The organism is Salmonella sp. K21076 (genome assembly GCF_039650795.1).
In the GTDB taxonomy this organism is placed as follows: Bacteria; Pseudomonadota; Gammaproteobacteria; order Enterobacterales; family Enterobacteriaceae; genus Salmonella; species Salmonella enterica.
In genome coordinates, this window is record NZ_JBCLYA010000047.1 from 1 (window position 1) to 20,574 (window position 20,574).

Below are 20,574 nucleotides of genomic sequence, written 5' to 3' on the forward strand. Positions count from 1 at the left end.
CATGTCGCATTTGTTCAGGAACACGATGATGTACGGAACGCCTACCTGACGACCCAGCAGGATGTGCTCACGGGTCTGCGGCATCGGGCCGTCAGTCGCAGCAACAACCAGGATCGCGCCATCCATCTGCGCAGCACCGGTGATCATGTTTTTTACATAGTCGGCGTGCCCCGGGCAGTCTACGTGTGCGTAGTGGCGGGTCGGGGTATCGTATTCAACGTGAGAAGTGTTGATGGTGATACCACGCGCTTTTTCTTCCGGAGCGTTATCGATCTGGTCGAATGCACGAGCAGCACCGCCGTAGGTTTTAGCCAGTACGGTGGTGATTGCAGCGGTCAGGGTAGTTTTACCGTGGTCAACGTGGCCGATGGTGCCGACGTTAACGTGCGGTTTTGTACGTTCAAATTTTTCTTTAGACACGGCTATATTCCTTACTATAGCGCTCTCCCCTTCAGGAGAGAGCACGGGATTTTGGTTTTTAACCCTGCGGCTTATTTACCACGGGCTTCGATTACGGCCTGAGCAACGTTGTTCGGCGCATCATCATACTTCAGGAATTCCATAGTGTACGATGCGCGACCTTTGGTCAGAGAACGCAGCTGAGTTGCATATCCGAACATTTCAGACAGCGGTACTTCAGCGTGGATCTTAACGCCTGTAACTTCAGATTCCTGACCTTTGAGCATACCACGACGGCGGCTAAGGTCGCCGATAACGTCACCGGTATTCTCTTCAGGTGTTTCTACTTCAACCTTCATGATCGGCTCAAGCAGAACTGGTTTTGCTTTCTTAAAGCCTTCTTTAAAGGCGATAGACGCAGCCAGTTTAAACGCCAGCTCAGAGGAGTCAACGTCATGGTAAGAACCGAAGTGCAGACGCACACCGAGATCAACTACCGGATAACCCGCCAGCGGGCCAGATTTCAGCTGCTCCTGGATGCCTTTATCAACGGCCGGGATGTACTCGCCAGGAATTACACCACCTTTGATGTCGTTGATGAACTCGTAACCTTTCGGGTTAGAGCCCGGCTCCAGCGGGTACATGTCGATAACAACATGACCATACTGACCGCGACCACCAGACTGTTTCGCGTGTTTACCTTCGATGTCGGTAACTTTCGCGCGAATCGCTTCGCGGTAAGCAACCTGAGGTTTACCCACGTTCGCTTCAACGTTGAATTCACGCTTCATACGGTCAACGATGATATCTAGGTGAAGTTCACCCATACCAGCGATGATGGTCTGGTTAGATTCTTCATCAGTCCATACGCGGAACGACGGGTCTTCTTTCGCCAGACGGCCCAGAGCCAGACCCATTTTTTCCTGGTCAGCTTTGGTTTTCGGTTCTACCGCGATGGAGATTACCGGCTCAGGGAATTCCATACGTTCCAGAATGATCGGGTTTTCCGGATCACACAGGGTGTCACCGGTAGTCACGTCTTTCAGGCCGATAGCAGCCGCGATGTCGCCCGCGCGAACTTCTTTGATCTCTTCACGTTTGTTAGCGTGCATCTGAACGATACGACCGAAACGCTCACGTGCGGTTTTCACGGAGTTCAGTACGGTATCACCAGAGTTAACCACACCGGAGTACACACGGAAGAAGGTCAGGTTACCCACAAACGGGTCGGTAGCGATTTTGAACGCCAGCGCAGAGAACGGCTCGTCGTCGCTTGCGTGACGCTCAGCCGGAGTATCTTTACCGTCGTCCAGAATACCGTTGATCGCAGGTACGTCTACCGGGGATGGCAGGTAATCAATTACCGCATCCAGCATCGCCTGAACACCTTTGTTCTTAAATGCAGAACCACAGGTTACCAGGATGATTTCGTTGTTCAGAACGCGCTGACGCAGAGCTTGTTTGATCTCTTCTTCAGTCAGTTCTTCACCACCCAGGTATTTTTCCATCAGCTCTTCAGAAGCTTCTGCGGCGGACTCGATCAGGTTCTGGTGCCATTCGTTAGCCAGGTCCTGCATGTCAGCCGGGATATCTTCGTATTCGAAGGTAACGCCCTGGTCGGCATCGTTCCAGTTGATGGCTTTCATTTTCACCAGGTCAACAACGCCGGTGAAACCTTCTTCAGCACCAATTGCCAGCTGCAGCGGAACCGGGTTCGCGCCCAGACGGGTTTTGATCTGACCAACAACTTTCAGGAAGTTCGCGCCCATGCGGTCCATTTTGTTAACGAACGCAATGCGCGGAACTTTGTATTTGTTTGCCTGACGCCATACGGTTTCAGACTGCGGCTGAACACCACCAACTGCGCAGTAAACCATTACCGCACCATCGAGAACACGCATGGAACGTTCTACTTCGATAGTGAAGTCAACGTGCCCCGGGGTGTCGATGATGTTGATGCGATGCGGTTCATACTGCTTAGCCATACCAGACCAGAATGCAGTAGTCGCTGCGGAGGTGATAGTAATACCACGCTCCTGCTCCTGCTCCATCCAGTCCATGGTAGCTGCGCCGTCATGAACTTCACCGATTTTGTGGTTTACACCGGTGTAGAACAGAATACGTTCGGTAGTAGTGGTTTTACCGGCGTCGATGTGCGCACTGATACCGATATTACGGTAGCGTGCGATGGGTGTTGTACGAGCCATTTGATTCCTCGTTGATATCTTTAGGCGTTCAGTTAAGTTATCCAAAACGGGCGACTTACCTGAAGCGCCCGCCTGGTGACTATGACTCCGAAGGGATTACCAACGGTAGTGTGCGAACGCCTTGTTGGCTTCTGCCATACGGTGAACGTCTTCACGTTTCTTAACTGCAGTACCTTTGTTGTCTGCAGCGTCAGAAAGTTCGTTCGCCAGGCGCAGAGCCATGGATTTATCACCGCGTTTACGAGCAGCTTCTACGATCCAACGCATTGCCAGAGCATTACGACGGACCGGACGGACTTCAACTGGTACCTGATAAGTAGAACCACCTACACGGCGGGATTTAACTTCTACAGTCGGGCGAACGTTTTCGAGAGCGACTTCGAAAGCTTCCAGTTCAGATTTACCAGAACGCTGAGCCAGGGTCTCCAGCGCGCTGTATACGATTGATTCTGCAGTAGATTTTTTACCATCTACCATCAGGATATTGACAAATTTAGCCAGCAGTTCTGATCCGAACTTCGGATCCGGCAGAATTTTACGCTGACCAATGACGCGACGACGTGGCATGGAAATACTCCGTTGTTAATTCAGGATTGTCCAAAACTCTACGAGTTTAGTTTGACATTAATTTAAAACGTTTGGCCTTACTTAACGGAGAACCATTAAGCCTTAGGACGCTTCACGCCGTACTTAGAACGAGCTTGCTTACGGTCTTTAACGCCGGAGCAGTCAAGCGCGCCACGAACGGTGTGGTAACGAACACCCGGGAGGTCTTTAACACGACCGCCACGGATCAGGATCACGGAGTGCTCCTGCAGGTTGTGACCTTCACCACCGATGTAGGAAGTCACTTCAAAACCGTTAGTCAGACGAACACGGCAAACTTTACGCAGTGCGGAGTTCGGTTTTTTAGGAGTGGTAGTATATACACGAGTACATACGCCACGTTTTTGCGGGCATGCTTCCAGCGCAGGCACGTTGCTTTTCGCAACTTTGCGAGCACGTGGTTTGCGTACCAGCTGGTTAACTGTTGCCATTAAATAGCTCCTGGTTTTAGCTTTTGCTTCGTAAACACGTAATAAAACGCCCTCACACAATATGAGGACGCCGAATTTTAGGGCGGTGTCGAAAAGGTGTCAAGAAATATACAACGATCCCGCCATCACCAGGCCATCTGGTTGGCATACTTAACCGTGAGTCTGACAAACTCAGTATAGTCAACCCTGACGACACTGTCTGAAATTTGACCACCCAGGCCGCGAGCGTCAATGTCTTCTTTCAAGGCATAGACCGTTATGGGGGCATCGCGCAGACTTTCAAGGAAGCGGTTACCTTCAATCGCGACGGTAACGCCATCCTGGAGCAGCAAAAGCGCATCGCCCTCTTTTAGCAGGCGCAGCAAAGCGGGAAAATCAACGCCCGAAGCGCAATGAGGTAAGGTATGCAGCATAAACGCCTCAGAATCTCAGGATGACATCATAGTTGCCAAGCTCGCGGCGTAACGCCACGGGTTCCAGCGGCGTGGCGTTTACCACAAAATTAACGTTTTCCAGACCACGCTCGCGCAGCGATGCCGCGCAGATCCAGCATTGATCAATATCGTACAAATCAAAGAGCTTGAAAGTAGCAATATAGTCACGCGCCAGCACAGCGTCTGGTTTTTGCCCCGGTAATAACTGAAAGACGCCGTCGCTGATAAAAAAGACGCCCAGCGCTTCCGTTAGCGCTGACGTCGCCAGCAGCGCATCCAGTCCTTCACGGCCTGAGGCGCTACCGTGCGGCGCGGTGGAAAAGACAAATGCAATACGTTTCATTAAAACTGCACCACCCGATCGCAGGTGAGAGAAGCCTCCGCCAGCGCGCCCAGTCCGCTTAGCGTAAAGCCCGGCTGAAGATTGGCGGACGGCAACTCCAGTCTGCCGGCTTCAGTTTCATCAATAATACCGCGACGAAGCGCCGCCGCGACACAGATGTTCAGCGCTACGCCATGCTGCGTATTCAATTTCTGCCAGACGCGTACCAGATCATATTCATCGCTCGCCGGCGAGGTCAGGAGATTGGCGTTATAGACACCTTCCCGATAGAAAAAGACGCTGGCTAACTCATGCCCCTCATTGAGCAGCGCGTGGGCGAACTGCAATGCGCTGCTGGCCTGCTGGGTGCCATATGCAGGCCCGGTGACCATAATGGCATAACGCATTATTTATCCTGCCCCTGAAAATCGCCGCTTTTGAACTGGCGAATATAGAGGTAAACCGTGTGTTTTGAGATATTCAGACGATCGGCTACCTGGTTAATGGCGTCTTTAATATCGAAAATGCCTTTTTCGTACAAGTTAAGGACGATCTGACGATTTTTCGCATTGTTAGAGACATTACGATCGGCATTCACTTCTTCGATCGTGAACTCCAGCGTCTGGGTGACTAAATCTTCGACTGAGGAGGCAAAATTAACCGCTGAGCCGACTTCCGGCGTTTCCGGCGGAATAAAGGTATTCATAATCTGTGAAAATGGCACATCAAGATTCATGTTGATGCACAGTAGACCAATGACGCGCTGCTCGCGGTTGCGAATGGCAATCGTCAACGACTTCATCAAGACACCGCTTTTCGCGCGCGTAAAATAGCATTTCGACACGCTACTGTCCGCCCCTGTCATGTCGTGCAACATGCGCAACGCCAGGTCGGTAATCGGCGAGCCAATTTTACGGCCCGTATGTTCGCCATTGGCAATACGAATGGCTGAACATTTTAGATCCTGCAAAGAGTGCAATACGATTTCACAATGGGAACCTATAAGCATCGCTAACCCGTCCACTACCGCTTCGTAGGATTTCAGAATATCGAAGTCGGTTTGCTCGAAGGGACGCTGATCCAGCAAATCAAGTTCACTGGTTTCGTTGGTTAAAAGCGACCTGGACATGAAAAAAAACACTCCTTTTCAGGAGCCTGTCGTTATGTTTTCAGGGCAGGCTCATTATTTACGCGGATGATTAAATTAATACAGTGAGGGTTCATCTTTCCAGTACTAATTTGCTCGTCTATTTCAGACTACGTGTGCGTTGGCGGTCATTCAGCCTACGGTCTCGCCCTTAACGACCAGCGCAAGCGCCGTTATCCGCAAATCAAATTATGGTGAGTAATATATCCGGCCTGAATAAAAAAAACCGCCGCTATTACAAGCGGCGGCTCTCAGTTTTTATTTTTTAGCAGCATCTGCGGCTTTAGCGTCAGCCGCATCGGCAGGTTTAGCATCCGCTTTCGGCGCTGGTTTGATATCCAGCAGCTCTACGTCGAATACCAGGGTGGAGTTCGCAGGGATACCCGGAACGCCCGTTTTACCGTAGGCCAGCGCCGGTGGGATAACCAGCTTGATCTTGCCGCTTTTCTTAATATTTTTCAGGCCTTCAGTCCAGCCAGGGATAACGCCGTCCAGACGGAAGGAGAGCGGTTCGCCGCGCGTGTAAGAGTTATCAAACTCTTTACCGTCGATCAGCGTACCTTTGTAGTTCACCACAACGGTATCGCTATCTTTCGGCGCCTCGCCTGTGCCTTCTTTCTCTACTTTGTAAAGCAGACCGGTAGAGGAGGTTTTCACGCCTTTCTCTTTAGCAAAAGCGTCACGGAACGTTTTACCTTTTGCTTCGTTATCGGCAGCGTCTTTTTCCATCTTCGCCTGAGCAGCGCTCTTCACACGTGCTTCAAACGTCTGCAGCGTTTGCTCAATTTCCTGATCGGACAGTTTGCTCTTATCGGCAAAGGCATCCTGAACGCCGGCAATCAACTGATCTTTATCCAGTTTGATGCCCAACTTTTCCTGCTCTTTAAGCGAATTTTCCATGTAACGACCCAGCGAGGCGCCCAGCGCATAAGCCGCTTTTTGATCGTCGTTTTTAAATGCTGCTTTGCTATCAGCGGTAGCTGCCGGTTTCGCCGCATCAGCAGCAAAAGTGATCGGTACGTGCATAGCAACGGCCATCGTCGTTGCCAGCAGCGTGGCTTTAAACAGTGATTTCATCCATATCTCCAGGGCCGGGGCATCTCGCCCCATGTTAACTTACGTAAGAAGCGTACTATAAATCGTTGCAGAACAAATCAACATACGAACACGCCCTATTATCACTTCTTTTCAGACTCTTTTTGTTTAAATTAGTTTCGTAGGGCGCGTAATGGTTGCTGTGAAAGCCGGTAAAGTTAAGTAGAATCCGCCGACGGAGACAACATAAAGAGGTACATCATGCAGGATATCACGATGGAAGCTCGTCTGGCTGAACTGGAAAGCCGTCTGGCGTTCCAGGAGATTACCATAGAAGAACTAAACCTGACGGTAACCGCACATGAAATGGAGATGGCGAAGCTGCGCAATCATCTGCGTTTGCTCACGGAAAAGTTAAAAGCCAGTCAGCCGTCAAATATCGCCTCTCAGGCAGAAGAAACGCCGCCGCCGCATTATTGAGACGAAAAAAAGCGGGGATACCCGCTTTTTTTGTGCCCGATGATTTATCGAACCAATGATAATAACCTAAGGATTTCGAGTCACAGCAAAGCGGCAAGCTTGAAAATTCCCCGGGAACATAGATAACTATGTGACCGGGGTTTGAAAGCGTAGCCAACACCGCGGTGGCTTGAAAGACGACGGGGATTAATGGCAGCCGCAGCTGCCTTTACCACCACCGCCGCAGCAGCCTTCGCCGCCGTGCTCGTGACCATGGTCATGACCATGACCGCTACAGCAGCCGTCTTCACCGTGATCGTGGTGGTGATCGTGCGCGCCGTGAACATGACCGTGAGCCAGTTCTTCTTCAGTCGCTTCACGAATCGCAACAACTTCGACGTTAAATTTCAGATTCTGGCCCGCCAGCATGTGGTTACCATCAACCACAACGTGATCGTCTTCCACTTCGGTAATCTCTACCGGTACCGGGCCCTGGTCGGTTTCCGCCAGGAAACGCATCCCTACCTGCAGTTCATCAACGCCCATAAAGACGTCTTTAGGCACACGCTGCACCAGATTTTCGTCATACTGGCCGTAAGCGTCGTTCGCGCCAACAGCGACATCAAATTTGTCGCCAACTTCATGGCCTTCCAGCGCGGTTTCCAGACCAGAGATCAGGGAGCCGTGACCGTGCAGGTAATCCAGCGGCGCACTCACCGGAGACTCATCAACCAACACACCGTCTTCTGTACGTACCTGATAGGCCAGGCTGACCACCAGGTCTTTTGCTACTTTCATGATATCTCCTGAGCATGGGAAGAATAGTGGCGCAGATTGTAGCGGAATTCTGCAGCCGTGTACCCCTTAGCTTAAAAAAACCTGCGGCATATCGCTAGTCCGGATGAAAAATCCCGATCACTTGCTCTTCTTTGCGAACATGCTCGCGAACGTCTTTATCCGCTTCCCGCATTTGATGCCCGCACTTAACGCATTCAACAATATCGACATTATTTTCACGCCACATCGCCATTGTATCCTGCGCCTGACAGGCCGGACATTTCGCGCCTGCAATAAAACGTTTACGGATTGCCATTGTTCACCTCTACTCAAATTCATCCCAGCCATCCAACTGGCGCCGTTCCTGTTGCATTTCGCGCTGAAAAATCTCCTCCAGCTCGCGTCGGGCCTCTCTGGCGCGCGAAATCTGTACCATGTCGCTATGCTCCGGGATCAGCTCCCGCAACATTCGCATATCCAGCCGACGAAAATGCAACTGCGCGCGTTGCGCCTGATGCGGATGCATACCTAACGACACCAGAGTTTTACGTCCCAGTTCCAGCGCGCTGGAAAACGTTTCACGGGAAAACTGCGTGACGCCAGCCTGTAATAACTCATGGGCCTCCACACGTCCACGCGCTCGCGCAAGAATATGCAGATGAGGAAAATGCTGCTGACACAGCGCCACCAGCTTCATCGTGTCTTCCGGTTCATTACACGTGATGACTATCGACTCCGCCGCCTCCGCGCCCGCAGAACGCAGCAGCTCGACTTGTGTAGCGTCGCCGTAATACACTTTATAACCATATTTGCGCATCAGATTAACGGCGCCGATATCGCGTTCCAGCACGGTGATACGCATCTTATTCGCCATCAATAAGCGAGCGATCACCTGACCAAAACGGCCAAAGCCGACGACAACCACCTGGGGCTTATCATCCTCAACCCACGGCTTTTCATCATTCTCTTCCGGGCCATTAAGACGGCGCGATAACCACTTATCAATCCCTTTCATCAGTAGCGGCGTGGTCATCATTGATAATGTGACAGTCACCAATAATAACGCCATCTGATCGCCCTGAAACAGGCGCTGAGAAGAGGCGGTAGAAAAGAGCACAAAAGCGAACTCGCCCCCCTGACTCAGCACGCTGGCAAACTGCATCCGTTCAGAACTTCTTATTCCATATAGCCGCGCCAGCAGATACAGCGTCAGCATTTTTATGACGACCAGAATAACAACGCTCGCCGCCACCCACAGTAAATGGGTATAAAGTACGCCGAGATTTAGCGACATACCGACGGAGATAAAGAACAGCCCAAGCAGTAAACCTTTAAAGGGATCGATAGCATTTTCCAGCTCATGCCGGTATTCGCTCTCTGCCAGTAAAACGCCGGCAATGAAGGTTCCCAGGGCCATCGACAGTCCCAGCGCATCCATAAATAAGGCGGCGCTCAACACCAGCAACAGCGTCGCGGCAGTGAAGACCTCCCGCACGCCAGACGCAGCAATAAAACGAAATACCGGGCGCAGCAGGTAACGACCGCCAATCAGCATTACCGCGAAAGCCAGTACCTTCATTGCCACTTTAAACCAGTCGAAATGCTCGTCGGCCGATCCCGCCAATAAAGGCACCAACGCCAGCGCGGGGATCACCGCTAAATCCTGAAACAGTAAGACGGAAAACCCTAACTGCCCGGACTCGCTACGATTCATGCCTTTCTCGCGCATCAGTTGTAGCGCCATCGCCGTCGAAGACATCGCCAGGCCAATCCCGCCGACGACCGCCGCCTGCCATAAGAAATCAGCAAGCATCAATAATCCCGCCAGCACCGCCGCGCTTAACAGCACCTGAGCAGCGCCGACGCCGAAGATAGAGCGCCGCAGTTGCCAAAGCCGTGACGGATTGAGTTCGAGACCAATGATAAACATCAGAAACACGACGCCCAGTTCGGAAAAGTGCAGGATCTCGTCAACATCGCTGATAAATCCCAGCCCCCACGGACCGATGGCGATTCCCGCCAGCAAATACCCTAGCACCGCGCCGATGCCCAGCCTCGCGGCCAGCGGCACCGCCGCTACCGCCGCGAAGAGGAACAACACTCCCGCGGTCAATAAATCAGCACCTTCCATCAATAGCCTCCCGCGCTCACAGGATTCGCCAGCCACTCGCCATAGGCTTTCGCATGACTGGCCAGCGTCTGCGGCGACTGGCGGCGCGCCCAGTACACAATAATGGGCGGCATCCAGTGCATCCGGCACATGGCCGCGGTCAGTTCAAAAGGGCGGAGTACATCGCTCATTGGATAGCGGTTTAGCGCGTCATACCGGTAAGCGCTCTCCGGCTCGCCGGTCGTAATCACGCTACGCCAGTACTTTCCCACCAGTTGGTTTCCCCCTGGTCCGCTGGCGAACCCTCGACTCAAAACGCGATCAAGCCATTCTTTCAGTAAAGCCGGACAGCTATAGGTGTAAAGGGGATGCTGAAAAACAATGACGTCGTGCTCACGTAACAGGGCTTGTTCATAGGGCGTATCGATAAAAAAATCAGGATAGCGCGCATAAAGATCGTGCACGGTTACGTTATTGTGCTGTATGGCCGGTTTAAGCAGTACCCGGTTAGCAACCGAGTCCTGAGATTCCGGATGGGCATACAACAGCAAGACTTTCGCTGGCTGAGACATCAATCCCCCTCCCGGTTGTTTTGGGTCGATACATGCCATTCTTCAGGCCGCTTCTACGTTGACAGCGTTTGTTCAACTCAGAAACGTACTCCATGTCCGCCGCTGGGGATTAATGAGAGATATTCTTGTCCCTCACCAAAGGCGGCCTGAATGATTTTGTGTATCGTTGTTGTTTTGAGCTACCATTGCGCTCCAGCGCGGCGGTACGCCCGAATATTACATTATCATAATGATAAATTAACATAGTCTGAACATACGGCGCCTTATGATTGTTTTCTCCTCGTTACAAATTCGTCGCGGCGTGCGCGTCCTACTGGACAATGCCTCGGCTACCATTAATCCAGGCCAGAAAGTCGGCCTGGTGGGTAAAAACGGCTGCGGTAAATCTACCCTGCTGGCATTGCTAAAAAATGAAATCAGCGCCGATGCCGGGAGTTTTACCCTGCCCGGAACCTGGCAATTAGCGTGGGTGAATCAGGAAACACCTGCGTTGCCTCAGCCAGCGATTGAGTATGTCATTGACGGCGACCGTGAATACCGGCATCTGGAGGCGCAGCTTAACGACGCCAACGAACGTAACGACGGGCATGCTATCGCCTCCATACACGGTAAGCTGGACGCCATCGACGCATGGACCGTTCGCTCGCGCGCCGCCAGCCTGTTACACGGCCTCGGCTTCTCTAACGATCAGCTGGAACGTCCGGTCAGCGACTTTTCCGGCGGCTGGCGGATGCGCCTTAATCTGGCCCAGGCGCTGATTTGCCGTTCCGATTTACTGCTGCTCGACGAACCGACCAACCACCTCGATCTGGATGCCGTTATCTGGCTGGAAAAATGGCTGAAGAGCTATCCAGGCACCCTGATTCTGATCTCCCACGATCGCGATTTTCTTGACCCGATAGTGGATAAAATTATCCATATCGAACAGCAGACTCTGTTCGAGTACACCGGTAACTACAGCGCGTTTGAAGTTCAGCGCGCCACGCGCCTGGCGCAGCAGCAGGCGATGTATGAGAGTCAGCAGGAGCGTGTGGCGCATCTGCAAAGCTACATCGACCGTTTCCGCGCCAAGGCCACCAAGGCCAAGCAGGCGCAAAGCCGTATCAAGATGCTGGAGCGTATGGAGTTGATTGCGCCGGCTCATGTCGACAACCCGTTCCATTTCAGCTTCCGCGCGCCGGAAAGCCTGCCGAACCCGCTGCTGAAGATGGAAAAAGTCAGCGCAGGTTATGGCGATCGCATCATTCTGGAATCCATCAAGCTGAACCTGGTGCCCGGCTCGCGTATCGGCCTGCTGGGCCGCAACGGCGCGGGGAAATCGACGCTGATCAAGCTGCTGGCGGGCGAACTGGAACCGTTGCACGGTGAAATCGGCCTCGCCAAAGGCATTAAGCTCGGCTACTTCGCCCAGCACCAACTGGAGTTCCTGCGCGCCGATGAATCCCCGCTGCAGCATATGGCGCGTCTGGCGCCGCAGGAACTGGAGCAGAAGCTGCGCGACTATCTCGGCGGCTTCGGTTTCCAGGGCGACAAAGTAACGGAAGAGACGCAACGTTTCTCCGGCGGCGAGAAAGCGCGCCTGGTACTGGCGCTGATCGTCTGGCAGCGTCCAAATCTGCTACTGCTCGATGAACCAACCAACCACCTGGATCTCGACATGCGTCAGGCGCTCACCGAAGCGCTGATTGATTTCGAAGGCGCATTGGTCGTCGTGTCGCACGACCGCCACCTGATTCGCTCCACCACCGACGACCTCTATCTGGTTCACGACAAAAAGGTCGAACCGTTCGACGGCGACCTGGAGGATTATCAGCAGTGGCTGAGCGACGTGCAGAAGCAGGAAAACCAGGCCGACGACGCACCGAAGGAAAACAACGCCAACAGCGCTCAGTCACGCAAAGATCAGAAGCGTCGCGAAGCCGAGCTACGCACTCTAACGCAGCCGCTGCGTAAAGAGATTACCCGTCTGGAAAAAGAGATGGAAAAGCTCAACGCCCAACTGGCGCAGGCGGAAGAGAAGCTTGGCGACAGCAGCCTGTATGACCCAAGCCGTAAAGCGGAGATGACCGAGTGTCTGCAACTGCAGGCCAGCGCCAAATCCGGGCTGGAAGAATGTGAAATGGCATGGCTTGAGGCGCAGGAGCAGCTTGAGCAGATGATGCAGAACGACTAAGAGCCTATCCCATTAGGCTATTTTATTCGCCATTTTAGGGCCGGGCAGTGCTCGAAATCCTCACGGTTTCTGCGCGCTGTCCGGCCCCAAACTGGCTTCAACAATTACGCCTACTGGGATAGGCTCTAACGCACGGGGCGGACGATGAACCTGTCTATCACCGATGACATTACCTTCCGCAAGCTCACCATCTTCATGATGCTTGTGGAGAAGGGTAACATCGCCCGCACCGCCGAGACGCTGCACACGCTGGAAGAGAACGTTCGTTGTCCACTGTTCGTCCATAAAGGCCTCTTCGGTACTCGTCCCGATATAAAGGTTACCGTTGCGGTCGGCAGCACCGGAACAGAAGCCTGCGTTATGTGAGTTAGCGGCAAAGGTTGCCGTGATTTATTTTCGTCAGCGCGTCGTTCACGCCAAATAATGTAAACGTCACCTCATCAACGCCAAGATTTTTCAGACGCGCAGTGTGTTTTTTAATATAAGCCTGCGCCGTTTCTTCGGATTCAAACAAGTAAATGCCGCCAGCTTGCTGGTTTTTCTCGCTTTCTGTCCAGATTTTCCAGATGAAGCCCGGCTCCTCATTGATAGACTCCGCCAGCCCGACCAGTTGCTGAGTCATCTCCTCGCCAAAAGGGCCGCTAAAGTTAAAATGGATCTGTAAAAGTGTCTTCGACATGCCTTCTCCTTGAGTCACATAACTATCGTGTTGCCACACTACCACGATTAATTCGGCTGATGCAGAGGTTCACGCGATTTCTGTGGGGTATTGCGCGCGCCTTGCATACCGCCCCCTCTGGTGAAATGAGGCGCAATTTTATTTCGCCAGACGACCAATTGAACGTAAAATCACATATTGACTAATCTGTGAACCTTATGCGCGGTATAGTATTGTTTCCAATTATCAATTGTTCTGGTGCTATGGTTGAGATCACGTCCACAGAAATGACCCCGCCTGTCAATGACTCGCATGAATTTATTCCCATGCGTGGCATTCGTAATCGCCATTTACAAACTATGCTGCCACGTTTAATCCGCCGCAAAGTGAAGTTCAACGCCCACTGGCAGCGGCTGGAGCTACCGGACGGCGATTTTGTCGATCTGGCATGGAGCGAAGAACCGCAACAGGCAAAGCATAAAGCGCGGCTGGCTGGGCGTGGTGATGCACTTTCGCGGCTGTAGCGGCGAACCCAACCGTCTGAATCGTATTTACCACTCCGGTGAAACGGAGGACGGAGCCTGGTTTTTACGCTGGCTACAGCGGGAGTTCGGCGCCGTTCCGACAGCCGCCGTGGGCTATTCGCTCGGCGGTAATATGCTGGCGTGCCTGCTGGCGAAAGAAGGCCGCGATATTCCCATCGAGGCGGCGGTAATTGTTTCTGCGCCTTTCGTTCTCGAAGCCTGTAGCTACCACATGGACAAAGGGTTTTCCCGCGTCTATCAGCGTTATTTGCTTAATCTGTTAAAAGCGAATGCGTCACGCAAGCTGGCGGCGTATCCCGGGTCGCTGCCGGTGAATCTGGCGCAACTGAAATCAATGCGCCGTATTCGCGAATTTGACGACCTGATCACCGCGAAAATTCACGGCTTTGCCGACGCCATCGACTACTATCGTCAGTGTAGCGCCATGCCGTTGCTTAACCAGATTGCTAAACCGACGCTGATTATTCACGCTAAAGACGATCCGTTTATGGATCATCATGTGATCCCTAAAGCGGAAGATCTGCCCCCGCAGGTGGAGTATCAGCTGACTGAGCATGGCGGACACGTAGGATTTATCGGCGGTACGCCACTGCGCCCTGAAATGTGGCTGGAACGCCGAATTCCTGACTGGCTGACAACGTACCTGGAGGCGTCATCATGATCATTCCCTGGCAGGGGCTCGCCCCCGACACGCTGGACAACCTGATCGAAAGCTTTGTGTTGCGCGAAGGCACCGATTATGGTGAACATGAACGTTCGCTTGAACAAAAAGTCGCTGACGTAAAACGCCAACTGCAATCCGGCGAGGCCGTGCTGGTATGGTCTGAATTACATGAAACGGTCAATATTATGCCGAAAAAGCAGTTTCGCGAATAAAACGCCTTTGCCGACAATACATTATTAATAAAGCTCAATCATGGAGTTGCCATGTCAGCCAAACATCCGGTGATAGCAGTAACAGGGTCAAGCGGCGCGGGGACCACCACCACCAGCCTCGCGTTTCGTAAAATTTTCGCGCAGTTAAATCTGCATGCCGCCGAGGTGGAAGGCGACAGTTTTCATCGTTACACCCGCCCGGAAATGGACATGGCGATCCGCAAAGCGCGTGACGCCGGGCGGCATATCAGCTATTTCGGGCCTGAAGCCAATGACTTCAGCCTACTGGAACATACCTTTATTGAGTACGGGCAGACGGGTAAAGGCCAGTCGCGTAAATATCTGCATACCTATGATGAAGCCGTACCGTGGAATCAGGTTCCCGGCACGTTTACCCCCTGGCAGCCGCTTCCTGAACCGACCGATGTGCTGTTTTATGAAGGACTGCACGGCGGCGTCGTCACCCCACAACATGATGTCGCGCGTCATGTTGATCTGTTGGTTGGCGTGGTGCCTATCGTCAACCTTGAGTGGATTCAGAAACTAATCCGCGACACCAGCGAGCGCGGACACTCCCGTGAAGCGGTGATGGATTCCGTGGTGCGTTCCATGGACGACTACATCAATTACATTACGCCGCAGTTCTCGCGTACCCATATCAACTTCCAGCGCGTACCGACCGTCGACACGTCCAATCCGTTCGCCGCAAAGGGTATTCCCTCGCTGGATGAGAGTTTTGTGGTGATCCATTTCCGCAACCTGGAAGGGATCGATTTTCCCTGGCTCCTGGCGATGCTCCAGGGCTCGTTCATTTCTCACATTAATACATTAGTGGTGCCGGGCGGCAAAATGGGGCTGGCGATGGAGCTGATTATGTTGCCGCTGGTGCAGCGATTAATGGAAGGCAAAAAAATCGAATAACCGCGGTGAAATGCCCGATGGCGCTACGCTTATCGGGCCTACGAGATAAAAACGGGTAGGCCGGATAAGGCCACGCCGCCATCCGGCATCACGTGTTACGCCGCAATCACTTCATACGAATGGGTAATATTGACCGCTTTTTCCAGCATTAGCGCCACCGAGCAATATTTTTCCGCGGAGAGATCGACAGCGCGCGCGACGGCAGCCTCTTTCAGATCGCCGCCGGTAACGATAAAATGCAAATTAATGTGCGTAAACAGGCGCGGCGCGTCTTCCCGGCGCTCGGATGTTAGCTTCACTTCGCAGTTGGTGACATTCTGACGGCCCTTTTGCAGAATTGATACCACATCAATAGCGCTACATCCGCCAGCCGCCATTAATACCATCTCCATCGGGCTCGGCGCTTTGTCACCGGAGTTACCATCCATTAAAATCTGGTGGCCGGAGGAGGACTCTCCGAGGAACGTGAGTCCTTCAACCCACTTTACACGCGCTTGCATATTTCGTAACTCCAATGTTTCAATTTTCCTGAAAGATTACGCGCATACAACAAAACTCGCAATGGAAGGCGACCTGGGTCATGCTGAAGCGAGACACCAAGAGACACACGGCGAAAGCTATGCTAAAACAGACAAGATGCTACAGTAATACATTGACGTACTGCATGTATGCAGAGGACATCACATTACAGGCTACAATCTATTTTCGTAGCCCCCTTCCCAGGTAGCGGGAAGTATATTTTTGCAACCTCAGAGACAGTGCCGTTTTCTGGCTCTGGAGACAGCTTATAACAGAGGATAACCGCGCATGGTGCTTGGCAAACCGCAAACAGACCCGGCTCTTGAATGGTTCTTGTCTCATTGCCACATTCATAAGTACCCGTCAAAGAGCACGCTGATTCACCAGGGTGAAAAAGCAGAAACGCTGTACTACATCGTTAAAGGCTCCGTGGCAGTGCTGATCAAAGATGAAGAAGGGAAAGAAATGATCCTTTCTTATCTGAATCAGGGTGATTTTATTGGTGAACTGGGCCTGTTTGAAGAAGGCCAGGAACGCAGCGCCTGGGTACGTGCGAAAACCGCATGTGAGGTCGCTGAAATTTCCTACAAAAAATTTCGCCAATTAATCCAGGTCAACCCGGATATTCTGATGCGCCTCTCTTCCCAGATGGCTCGTCGCTTACAAGTCACCTCTGAAAAAGTAGGTAACCTCGCCTTCCTTGACGTCACCGGGCGTATCGCTCAGACGCTGCTGAATCTGGCGAAACAGCCCGATGCCATGACGCACCCGGATGGGATGCAGATCAAAATCACCCGTCAGGAAATCGGCCAGATCGTCGGCTGCTCCCGCGAAACCGTTGGTCGTATTTTGAAAATGCTGGAAGATCAAAACCTGATCTCCGCGCATGGCAAGACCATCGTCGTCTACGGCACCCGTTAATCCCGTCAGAATGGCGCGTTTTATCATGCGCCATTTTTGTTTGCATCGATGTGGCGAAGACTGATTTATCACCCAGAGATTAATTACGCACTACGGCAAACGCTGGTGCTGTGCCTGCCTGTGGCTGTTGGTTTATTGATAGGCCAGCTACACCTGGGCTTGCTTTTCTCTCTCGTTCCCGCCTGCTGCAACATTGCAGGTCTGGATACCCCGCACAAACGCTTTTTTAAACGCCTGATCATCGGCGCGTCGCTGTTCGCCGGATGCAGTCTGGTAACGCAACTTCTGCTGGCGGAATCCATCCCCCTGCCGTTGATCCTGACCGGGCTCACGCTGGTGCTTGGCGTGACGGCGGAAATTAGCCCGCTTCACGCGCGGCTACTGCCAGCGTCGCTGATTGCCGCCATCTTTACCCTGAGCCTTGCGGGATACATGCCCGTCTGGGAGCCGCTGCTCATTTATGCGCTGGGCACGCTATGGTACGGCGTGTTTAACTGGTTTTGGTTCTGACTATGGCGCGAACAGCCGCTGCGCGAGTCATTGAGTTTGTTATACCGTGAACTGGCCGATTATTGTGAAGCGAAATACAGCCTGCTCACCCAACATATCGATCCGGAAAAAGCGCTGCCTCCCCTGCTGATACGCCAGCAAAAAGCGGTCGATCTCATTACCCAGTGTTACCAACAGATGCATATGCTTTCGGCGCACAACAATAATGATTACAAGCGTCTACTACGGGCTTTTCAGGAAGCGATGGATTTGCAGGAGCACATCTCCGTCAGCTTGCATCAGCCGGAAGAGGTACAGAAACTGGTAGAACGCAGCCATGCGGAAGAGGTGATTCGCTGGAATGCGCAAACGGTCGCCGCCCGTCTGCGCGTGCTGGCGGATGACATTCTTTATCATCGTCTGCCGACGCGCTTCTCCATGGAAAAACAGATTGGCGCTCTGGAGAAGATCGCTAATCAGCATCCTGAAAATCCGGTAGGCCAGTTCTGCTATTGGCACTTCAGTCGAATCGCCCGTGTGCTGCGTACTCAGCGGCCGCTGTACGCCCGCGACCTGATGGCCGATAAACAGCGTCGTCTGCCGCTACTTCCGGCGCTGAAAAATTATATGTCTCTAAAATCGCCGGCGCTACGCAACGCCGGACGCATCAGCGTGATGATGAGCATCGCCAGTCTGATGGGCAGCGCGTTGCACCTGCCTAAACCGTACTGGATCCTCATGACGGTGCTGTTTGTCACCCAAAACAGCTATGGCGCGACGCGCGTACGTATTCTGCACCGTTCGGTCGGAACGCTGGTCGGCCTGGTGATTGCCGGCGTCACGCTGCACTTACATATTCCCGAAAGCATTACGCTGGCGGTCATGCTGGTACTAACGCTGGCAAGTTATCTGATTATTCGTAAAAACTACGGCTGGGCGACGGTCGGCTTTACGGTGACGGCGGTATACACCATCCAGTTACTGACGTTAAACGGAGAGCAGTTTATTGTGCCGAGGCTGATCGATACGCTGATTGGCTGTTTAATTGCCTTTGGCGGCATGGTCTGGCTGTGGCCGCAATGGCAAAGCGGGCTATTACGTAAAAACGCCCATGATGCGCTGGAAGCCGATCAAGAAGCTATCCGACTGATCCTCAGTAACGATCCGCAGGCCACCCCGCTCGCTTATCAAAGAATGCGGGTCAACCAGGCGCATAACACGTTATTCAACTCGTTAAATCAGGCAATGCAGGAACCCGGATTCAATACCCACTATCTGTCGGATATGAAACTGTGGGTCACGCACAGCCAGTTTATTGTCGAGCATATCAACGCTATGACGACGCTGGCGCGGGAACACACCATGCTGACGCCTGATCTGGCGCAGCGCTATCTGGAATCTTGCGAGATTGCGATTCAGCGCTGCCAGCAGCGCCTAGAGTACGACAGGCCAGGCGGCTCCGGCGATGTCAATATTCTGGAGTCGCCGGACATGCCGTCACATGGCTTATTGAGCACTCTGGAACAACATTTACAGCGCATCATTGGCCATCTGAACACCATGCACACCATTTCGTCGATGGCCTGGCGTCAGCGTCCGCATCACGGTATCTGGCTGAGTAAGCGGCTACGGGATACAAAAGGTTAAGACCGACTGCCGGATGCGCTACGCTTATCCGGCAATCCGCCATCAGGCCACCACCTTCCCTACCGCCTGCGCAAAGCGCTGCATTCCTTCATTGATATCCGCCTCTTCCACCACCAGCGACGGGGCAAAACGCATCACGTCGGCTCCGGCATTGAGCACCATCACGCCGGCCTCCGCGCCTGCGTACAGAAAATCGCGCGCCCGACCTTTGTACTTCGGCTTCAGTTCCGCGCCAATCAGCAGCCCCATGCCGCGAATATCGCTGAAAATGTCAAATTGCTCGTCAATCGCCTGCAAATGTTGCACAAACTGTTGCCGCTTAGTGTGAATGCCTTGTAGTACCTCTGGCGTATTAATAATATCGAATGCCGCGCCAGCCACCGCACAGGCCAGCGGATTGCCGCCATAGGTTGAACCATGCGAACCGACATGGAAGGCCGAGGCGATCTCCTGCGTGGTCAGCATGGCGCTCACCGGAAAACCGCCGCCTAACGCTTTGGCGCTGGTGAGGATATCCGGCGTGACGCCGTAGTGCATATAGGCAAACAGGTCTCCGGTGCGCCCCATCCCACACTGCACTTCATCAAACACCAGCAACGCCTGATGCTTGTCACACAGGTCGCGTAACCCTTTGAGGAATTCCGGTGTAGCCGCCTGCACGCCGCCTTCACCCTGAATCGGCTCGACTACCACCGCGCAGGTGTGGTCATCCATTACCGCTTTCACCGCATGAAGATCGTTGAAGGGAACGTGAATAATATCGGCGGGTTTCGGCCCAAAGCCGTCGGAATATTTCGGCTGCCCGCCTACAGAGACGGTAAACAAGGAACGGCCATGAAAGGCGTTCTGGAAGGCAATGATTTTCGTTTTGAACGGGCTATGGCGCACGCAGGCATAATGACGCGCCAGTTTAAAAGCGGTTTCGTTCGCTTCGGTGCCGGAATTCATAAACAGCACGCGCTCGGCAAACGTGGCGTCGATCAGTTTACGTCCCAGACACAACGCCGGTTCATTGGTAAAAACGTTACTGGTATGCCACAAGGTTTCCCCCTGGGATTTCAGCGCCTCGACCAGTGCCGGATGGCAATGGCCCAGCGCAGTCACTGCAATCCCGCCGGCGAAATCGATATACTCTTTGCCCTGCTGATCCCATACGCGGCTGCCTTTACCTTTGACCGGAATAAAGTCCGCCGGTGCATAAACAGGCAGAATTACCTCATCAAAAGTTGCGCGCGTAATAGCCGTTTGTTCAGTTGCCATATCATTACCACCCGGTTAAGTAGAAATGCCAGTGAAATTATAATCACAAAATATGAATAAAAAATC

22 protein-coding genes and 2 pseudogenes are annotated in these 20,574 nt (G+C 52.9%); 8 read left to right on the forward strand and 16 right to left on the reverse strand.

Annotated features, from left to right (window positions below; all coding sequences use genetic code 11):
• From AAYN39_RS14950 to fkpA, 9 genes are all read right to left on the reverse strand, one after another.
• A partial coding sequence (locus AAYN39_RS14950) for a GTP-binding protein (RefSeq protein WP_001492474.1) occupies positions 1-420 on the reverse strand: 420 nt, incomplete at its 3' end.
• Between the two features lie 71 nt (positions 421-491).
• The gene (fusA, locus tag AAYN39_RS14955) at positions 492-2,606 is read right to left on the reverse strand and encodes an elongation factor G (protein ID WP_000124693.1); all 2,115 of its coding nucleotides are present in this window, start codon (positions 2,604-2,606) and stop codon (positions 492-494) included.
• Between the two features lie 96 nt (positions 2,607-2,702).
• A complete protein-coding gene (gene rpsG / locus AAYN39_RS14960) occupies positions 2,703-3,173 on the reverse strand; it encodes a 30S ribosomal protein S7 (RefSeq protein ID WP_001138042.1) in 471 nt (156 codons plus the stop codon).
• A gap of 95 nt (positions 3,174-3,268) precedes the next feature.
• Positions 3,269-3,643 carry a 30S ribosomal protein S12 gene (gene rpsL, locus AAYN39_RS14965; RefSeq protein ID WP_000246815.1) on the reverse strand — a complete coding sequence of 125 codons (375 nt, stop codon included), beginning with the start codon at positions 3,641-3,643 and terminating at the stop codon, positions 3,269-3,271.
• 125 nt (positions 3,644-3,768) lie between these two features.
• Positions 3,769-4,056: a sulfurtransferase complex subunit TusB gene (gene tusB / locus AAYN39_RS14970; RefSeq protein ID WP_000903398.1), complete on the reverse strand. Its 288-nt coding sequence runs from the start codon at positions 4,054-4,056 to the stop codon at positions 3,769-3,771.
• 7 nt (positions 4,057-4,063) lie between these two features.
• Complete coding sequence (gene tusC, locus AAYN39_RS14975; protein ID WP_000820707.1) at positions 4,064-4,420, reverse strand: sulfurtransferase complex subunit TusC; 357 nt, start codon at positions 4,418-4,420, stop codon at positions 4,064-4,066.
• Positions 4,420-4,806, reverse strand: coding sequence for a sulfurtransferase complex subunit TusD (gene tusD / locus AAYN39_RS14980; RefSeq protein ID WP_001268013.1), 387 nt, complete (start codon positions 4,804-4,806; stop codon positions 4,420-4,422). The genes tusC and tusD overlap by 1 nt, the downstream gene beginning before the upstream one ends.
• Positions 4,806-5,528: a transcriptional regulator gene (locus AAYN39_RS14985; RefSeq protein WP_000091471.1), complete on the reverse strand. Its 723-nt coding sequence runs from the start codon at positions 5,526-5,528 to the stop codon at positions 4,806-4,808. Before AAYN39_RS14985 ends, tusD begins: the two co-directional genes overlap by 1 nt.
• Before the next feature lie 276 nt (positions 5,529-5,804).
• Positions 5,805-6,623 carry an FKBP-type peptidyl-prolyl cis-trans isomerase gene (gene fkpA, locus AAYN39_RS14990; protein ID WP_000838232.1) on the reverse strand — a complete coding sequence of 273 codons (819 nt, stop codon included), beginning with the start codon at positions 6,621-6,623 and terminating at the stop codon, positions 5,805-5,807.
• 219 nt (positions 6,624-6,842) lie between these two features.
• Between fkpA and AAYN39_RS14995 the strand changes: the two genes are divergently transcribed.
• On the forward strand, positions 6,843-7,061 hold the full coding sequence (locus AAYN39_RS14995) for a protein SlyX (RefSeq protein ID WP_001152702.1): 219 nt from the start codon (positions 6,843-6,845) through the stop codon (positions 7,059-7,061).
• Between the two features lie 186 nt (positions 7,062-7,247).
• Here the strand turns inward: AAYN39_RS14995 and slyD are convergent, their stop codons facing one another.
• The 4 genes from slyD to kefG all read right to left on the reverse strand — a co-directional run bounded on the left by slyD (position 7,248) and on the right by kefG (position 10,499).
• The gene (slyD, locus tag AAYN39_RS15000) at positions 7,248-7,838 is read right to left on the reverse strand and encodes a peptidylprolyl isomerase (RefSeq protein ID WP_000861345.1); all 591 of its coding nucleotides are present in this window, start codon (positions 7,836-7,838) and stop codon (positions 7,248-7,250) included.
• Positions 7,839-7,932: 94 nt separating this feature from the next.
• Positions 7,933-8,133: a YheV family putative zinc ribbon protein gene (locus tag AAYN39_RS15005; RefSeq protein WP_001007735.1), complete on the reverse strand. Its 201-nt coding sequence runs from the start codon at positions 8,131-8,133 to the stop codon at positions 7,933-7,935.
• A 9-nt stretch (positions 8,134-8,142) separates the two neighbouring features.
• Positions 8,143-9,948, reverse strand: coding sequence for a glutathione-regulated potassium-efflux system protein KefB (gene kefB, locus AAYN39_RS15010; protein ID WP_000398137.1), 1,806 nt, complete (start codon positions 9,946-9,948; stop codon positions 8,143-8,145).
• A complete protein-coding gene (kefG, locus tag AAYN39_RS15015) occupies positions 9,948-10,499 on the reverse strand; it encodes a glutathione-regulated potassium-efflux system ancillary protein KefG (protein ID WP_000081820.1) in 552 nt (183 codons plus the stop codon). Before kefG ends, kefB begins: the two co-directional genes overlap by 1 nt.
• A gap of 265 nt (positions 10,500-10,764) precedes the next feature.
• Between kefG and AAYN39_RS15020 the strand changes: the two genes are divergently transcribed.
• Both AAYN39_RS15020 and AAYN39_RS15025 read left to right on the forward strand, forming a co-directional pair.
• On the forward strand, positions 10,765-12,672 hold the full coding sequence (locus AAYN39_RS15020; RefSeq protein WP_000634756.1) for an ABC transporter ATP-binding protein: 1,908 nt from the start codon (positions 10,765-10,767) through the stop codon (positions 12,670-12,672).
• Positions 12,673-12,816: 144 nt separating this feature from the next.
• Positions 12,817-13,038 (forward strand): LysR family transcriptional regulator, encoded by a 222-nt coding sequence (locus AAYN39_RS15025; RefSeq protein ID WP_001054036.1) that lies wholly within the window; start codon positions 12,817-12,819, stop codon positions 13,036-13,038.
• Between the two features lies 1 nt (position 13,039).
• On the opposite strand, the gene AAYN39_RS15030 is transcribed toward AAYN39_RS15025, so the two are convergent.
• The gene (locus tag AAYN39_RS15030) at positions 13,040-13,351 is read right to left on the reverse strand and encodes a monooxygenase (protein WP_000047690.1); all 312 of its coding nucleotides are present in this window, start codon (positions 13,349-13,351) and stop codon (positions 13,040-13,042) included.
• Between the two features lie 197 nt (positions 13,352-13,548).
• On the opposite strand from AAYN39_RS15030, the pseudogene AAYN39_RS15035 reads away from it, so the two are divergent.
• The 3 genes and pseudogenes from AAYN39_RS15035 (at position 13,549) to AAYN39_RS15045 (ending at position 15,672) form a co-directional block, all read left to right on the forward strand.
• Positions 13,549-14,536: pseudogene (locus AAYN39_RS15035) on the forward strand (hydrolase).
• Positions 14,533-14,751 (forward strand): YheU family protein, encoded by a 219-nt coding sequence (locus tag AAYN39_RS15040; RefSeq protein ID WP_000586568.1) that lies wholly within the window; start codon positions 14,533-14,535, stop codon positions 14,749-14,751. The pseudogene AAYN39_RS15035 and the gene AAYN39_RS15040 overlap by 4 nt, the downstream one beginning before the upstream one ends.
• A gap of 51 nt (positions 14,752-14,802) precedes the next feature.
• Positions 14,803-15,672, forward strand: coding sequence for a phosphoribulokinase (locus AAYN39_RS15045; RefSeq protein ID WP_001274690.1), 870 nt, complete (start codon positions 14,803-14,805; stop codon positions 15,670-15,672).
• A 95-nt stretch (positions 15,673-15,767) separates the two neighbouring features.
• Here the strand turns inward: AAYN39_RS15045 and AAYN39_RS15050 are convergent, their stop codons facing one another.
• Entirely contained in the window at positions 15,768-16,172 is a 405-nt protein-coding gene (locus tag AAYN39_RS15050) for an OsmC family protein (RefSeq protein WP_001148917.1), read from the reverse strand.
• Positions 16,173-16,479: 307 nt separating this feature from the next.
• Here AAYN39_RS15050 and crp point away from each other — a divergent pair, with 307 nt between their 5' ends.
• Together crp and AAYN39_RS15060 are read left to right on the forward strand one after the other, a co-directional pair.
• A complete protein-coding gene (gene crp, locus AAYN39_RS15055) occupies positions 16,480-17,112 on the forward strand; it encodes a cAMP-activated global transcriptional regulator CRP (RefSeq protein WP_000242746.1) in 633 nt (210 codons plus the stop codon).
• Between the two features lie 48 nt (positions 17,113-17,160).
• Positions 17,161-19,248 (forward strand): annotated as a pseudogene (locus AAYN39_RS15060) (YccS/YhfK family putative transporter).
• A gap of 42 nt (positions 19,249-19,290) precedes the next feature.
• Here AAYN39_RS15060 and AAYN39_RS15065 read toward each other — a convergent pair.
• Positions 19,291-20,508 carry an aspartate aminotransferase family protein gene (locus AAYN39_RS15065; protein ID WP_000190017.1) on the reverse strand — a complete coding sequence of 406 codons (1,218 nt, stop codon included), beginning with the start codon at positions 20,506-20,508 and terminating at the stop codon, positions 19,291-19,293.
• Between the last annotated feature and the right edge of the window lie 66 nt (positions 20,509-20,574).